Below are 3,735 nucleotides of genomic sequence, written 5' to 3' on the forward strand. Positions count from 1 at the left end.
TTTATGGTTTGTTTGTATGGTCACTTATAATTTCTTTTATCAATGTTACTAGCTTACCTAGTAATTATGTATTTCAACAAGTAATTGGTGTATTTGTAGGAATACTATCTATAGTTTCAGTTTTTATTAAATTAAAACGCCCTAATGAAACTAAAATAGCTTATTTAATTATGGCAAATTCAATTATTTTAAGTGTATTTGATTTTTTAATTTAGATATAATATTATTTCAGTAGGTATTATATCTCATACATGGTTATTTAAAAGTGTATAAGAATTATTTATCTAAATTCCTATACACTTTCAAAACGAATGTTTGAAAATATACCGCAAAAGAATATATGTTATTTATATGAGTTGAGTAAAACTAAACAAAGAGCAGAATATAAAAGAAAAGAGGGTACTGATGGCAAATAGACCTAAGAAAAAGAAAAATAAGAATAAGAAACTTGAGGTATCATATGAAATAGAAAGTGATGAATATTACTACTATATAGTTGGATATACTTCAGGTGGAGAACCGTATGGAATAACATGGGAAGAAGCATATGAGCAAGGGTTAGCAATCGAAGAAAATGTGGAAATAGATGAAAATTTATTTTAATACATACGATATTAAAGGAAAATAATTAAAAATAGAAAAGGATAAAAAAATGTCAAATAAAGCTATATTAAAAGAAATTAAATATTTAGTGAATCAACTATGTGAAATGTATTTTTCAAAAGATATTGAAAAACAAACAAATACACTAATAAAATATGTAAATAAAAATAAAGATTTCTCAGTGGAAAAAGGAAAAATAGAAGGGTGGGCTGTTGGATTCATCTATGTTGTATGTGAAGATAGTGGTCTATTTGATGGATGTATAAAAAATTCAGAGGGGCAATTTATTGATATATCTAGGGCAGAATTTTCAAGAATGATACAAATAAGTACAAGTACAATTAAGTCAAGGGAGAAATATATAAGAAGTTTTCTAAATGAAAAAAATAATTTTTCAGTGCAAAAGGTACAAAATCTAGAGTGCATGTATGACTTTGAAGAAAATGATGAATTTGATTTTGATATTAATGAAACATTAAAGAAAAACTTATTAGAGTTTTTAGAGAATCAGTGTGATGACAATTTTGAAGATGAAACAGAAAATGAAAGAAATATAAGAATAAATATGGAAAAAGCTGAAGAGGCACAGCATATAGATGATGCAATAAAATATACTAAAAAGGCTATGGATTATGCAAGACAAGATATACCTGATTTCGATGAAATAAAAGGAGAATTTTGGGTGTTTAGACATACTAGACCATATATGATGGTTAAAGATTCTCTTGCGGATTTGTATTTTTATAATGGAAGAATACAAGAGGGTGTAAAAGAATATAAAGAGCTTTTAGAATTAAATAAAATGGACAATCAAGGAATAAGATATAAGTTAATAAATGCATGTATTCTTACAGAGGACAAAGAGTGTATAGAATATTTACATAATGAATATCCAGAAGAAACACCACATATGCTATATCCACTAGCGCTATACAGTTTCTACAAAAAAGATCAAGTAAATGCAAAGCGATATATGGAAAAGGCTATGGAATCTAATAAACATGTTGGAGAAATATTATTTGGATTTATTGATTTTAGTGAGAATAAATTTGCATATGCTTTGGGAAGTGAGGAAGAAGCTTCAGCATATCTTGATTGTGGAGGGGATATGTGGTTAGCAGTAGATGGAGCCCTACAGTGGTTATATAATGAATATATAAATCATTTAAAAAAGCACAATATAGATTTAGGATTTACAAAGAAGGAAAAACAGGAAATAGAGAAACATTTAATTAGTATAAATAATCATTTTCGTAAGCAATGCCCTGATATGTATAAATTATGCTGATGGCATTGCATTAGAAAAAATGTTAACTTATGAAATAATATTAAATTCATAGATTTATATAATTCAATAATATAAATGTAGCTCCCAGATTAACTAGGAGCTATTTTTAGTGTATTAAATTATATGATTTTTTATTAGGTTAGATTTTATTATATGTACTGACACTAATAACACTACCATTAAACCAAAATCTAAATAATCCACGAGAAATACCGTTAATAAACACAGAGTTGTTAAAACTACTTATTAAGGATATAATTAAAATAGAATTAGTAGAAGATAAGAGGTGTAAAAATGGCTATATATCTTAATACATCTAAGCCTTATGAAAGTTATAAAGAATTAGTAAATAGTAGATATTTTGTAGATAAATCTAATATAATAGAGGAACTTAATGAAAGAATAAGCACAAATGATAAATATGTATGTATAACAAGACCGAGAAGATTTGGGAAATCAAGCATAATAAATATGCTAGGAGCATACTACTCAAAAGCAGTAGATTCAAGTGATATATTCAATGAATTAAAAATATCAAAAAATAGGAAATACAAAGAAAACTTAAATAAATACAACGTAATTAAAATAGATTTTTCAGACTTACCAGATGAGTCATTTGAATACAGTGAATATATGAATAGAATAAGAAATAATATAGAAAAAGATTTACTCAAGTTTTATCCTAATATACCTTTTGATAAAACAAGCTCTTTAAGTGATAAGTTTAATAGTACAGAAGCTAAATTTATATTTATCTTTGACGAATGGGATTTTATATTTAATAGAGGATTATTCGAGGAGTATCATAATAATTTCTTAGAGTTTTTGAGATTATTATTAAAGGACAAACCTTATGTAGCGCTTGCATATATGACAGGAATATTACCAATAAAGAAACATTCATCGGGTTCAGCGTTAAATATGTTTGAAGAATTTACTTTCTTAAAAGATAGAAAATTTGAAGAATACTTTGGATTTACGGAAGAAGAAGTAAGAGACTTATGCATCAAAAATAAGAATATGAAATACCAAGAATTAGAAAGATGGTATAATGGGTATATGACAGCTACAGGTCTTAAAATATACAATCCAAGATCTGTTGTACTAGCCTTATCTAATAACTATTGCCAAAGTTATTGGACAAATACAGGAGCAATGGATGAGGTATTAGAATATTTAAAATATAATATTCTAGAAGTAAGAGATGATGTAATAAAAATGGTAAATGGTGAAGAAGTAGAAATTGAAATTGACGAAGAATACAGAGCAGGTCAAGGTCAGCCAAGAACTAGAGAAGAAATATACTCTGCAATGATAGTGTTAGGTTTTTTATCTTATTATGAAGGTTTAGTAAAAATACCAAATAATGAGTTAATGAAAGAATTTAAAAAAGCATTAGTAGACGAAAGTTTTGGAGAAGTATCTAAAATAGTAAAATCATCAGAAACAATGCTAAAAGCTACTGTAAAAGGTGATAATGAAACGGTAATTAAAATTTTACATGAAGTTCATAATTCAGAAATACCTATACTTAAATATAATGATGAAAATAGTTTATCTTGTGTAATAACATTAGCATATTTATATGCTAGAAACACTTACAGGATAGAAAGAGAAGAATGGAGTGGTAAAGGATTTGTAGATTTTTCTTTCCATCCAAGAAGAAATAGAGATATACCATTTATAATAGAACTTAAAAAAGATGAAAGTGTAGAAGTAGCACTTAATCAGATAAAAGAAAAAGAGTATGCTCTAAAATTCAAGAAAGAGTACAAAGATAGAGATGTATTAGCAGTGGCAATTTGTTATAATTCAAAGACTAAAGAACATAGCTGCAAAATAGA

4 protein-coding genes are annotated in these 3,735 nt (G+C 26.6%); all 4 read left to right on the top strand.

What is annotated here, in order from left to right; translation table 11 throughout:
* On the top strand, window positions 1-215 hold a 215-nt coding region (locus ACRC03_RS11140; RefSeq protein WP_438652640.1), incomplete at its 5' end, for a hypothetical protein.
* A 190-nt stretch (window positions 216-405) separates the two neighbouring features.
* Window positions 406-603, top strand: coding sequence for a hypothetical protein (locus ACRC03_RS11145; protein ID WP_438652641.1), 198 nt, complete (start codon window positions 406-408; stop codon window positions 601-603).
* A 49-nt stretch (window positions 604-652) separates the two neighbouring features.
* Window positions 653-1,891, top strand: coding sequence for a DUF6398 domain-containing protein (locus ACRC03_RS11150; RefSeq protein ID WP_438652642.1), 1,239 nt, complete (start codon window positions 653-655; stop codon window positions 1,889-1,891).
* Window positions 1,892-2,185: 294 nt separating this feature from the next.
* A partial coding sequence (locus tag ACRC03_RS11155) for an AAA family ATPase (protein ID WP_438652643.1) occupies window positions 2,186-3,735 on the top strand: 1,550 nt, incomplete at its 3' end.

It is taken from the genome of Romboutsia sp. (assembly GCF_051659545.1).
Classification (GTDB): Bacteria; Bacillota; Clostridia; order Peptostreptococcales; family Peptostreptococcaceae; genus JBOFOR01.